General features: G+C 33.2%; 1 protein-coding gene and 1 pseudogene. Both read right to left on the reverse strand.

The window, feature by feature from the left end:
* Positions 1-252 (reverse strand): hypothetical protein (locus tag LCI24_RS16895; protein WP_274641426.1); only part of this gene is annotated, 252 nt, incomplete at its 3' end.
* Positions 253-315: 63 nt separating this feature from the next.
* Positions 316-1,066, reverse strand: a pseudogene (locus LCI24_RS16900) (hypothetical protein); the annotation flags it as partial.

The raw sequence follows: 1,066 nt of genomic DNA on the forward strand, positions 1-1,066 counted from the left end.
CGTATTACTTAAAGCACCTCCTTTGTATTGGTTGGAACGTTGTTTTAAATATTCATAATAGTTACTTACTAAAGTGGGAGTAACGTTACTAATGTGTGGATGCCCTTGGGACTCTAACCAGTAAAAGAACTCTTGCACCTTTATAGGGACTAAATACACTGTACCTTGAGCATAGCCTAAAATGTCTAACCACTCGGTAAAGGATTGTAAGAGTGTTTTGTAATGCTTGTTATGTAGCTTTAATTTTTTCATAGTATGAACTATTTATTTTATCTACCTCGGTTGACCTTTTTGGGGATTTTATGGAACAGTAAGTTAATTTGTTGCTTTTGTTTTGGTTAACCGTTCCGTTTTACTAGTGGAACGATTTGGAACAGTGGAACAGTTTATTTTAGTAATACATTCTTGTAACGACTTGCTTATTGCTTCTTCTAACTCTTTGTATTCATTAGGGTTTATTACTTCGTATCTGTATAATTTTTCTCCTTTTATTTGTACTGTTTTGATGTAGTAGTTTTCTAGTAATTGTTTATGATACCTCCATTGTGTAGTCTTTTTTACTTTTAATCGTTTACGGATTTCTATAGCTGTAAAAGTGGTTTGATTTTCTTTTGTTAGATATTTCTTTAATTCTTCTAAGTAATTTCTGCAAGCTCCTGTGATGGTATCTGATTTTCTTAGGAGTACTTCAGTAATGAGTTCGTTTGCTTCTTGTATATCTTCGATGGTAGTTTCTATGTATTCTTCTCCTGTTTCTTTGTTGTATTGTTTCTCTCTTTGGTATTGTTTATAGAAAGTTATTGCATTGATAAATTGTAGGTAATGACTATTAGTTCTTCTTGGTTTAAATACTGATTGTGGTAACTCTAAATATTCTGCAAATGGATTGATTACTTTTATTGGCTTCAAAACTCTCTGCACATTGCGGAGAAGCTCTCTAGCTTGGTGTTCTTTTTCTTCATCTACTTTACCCGCAGTAGCTAATCTCTGATAACCCATAATGCGTTGGTCTTGTTCCTCGCTTTCATCTATATAGAGCAAAAAGCTCCTGTTGCTATTGTCTTCA

The organism is Tenacibaculum larymnensis, from assembly GCF_028829235.1.
Lineage (GTDB): Bacteria > Bacteroidota > Bacteroidia > Flavobacteriales > Flavobacteriaceae > Polaribacter > Polaribacter larymnensis.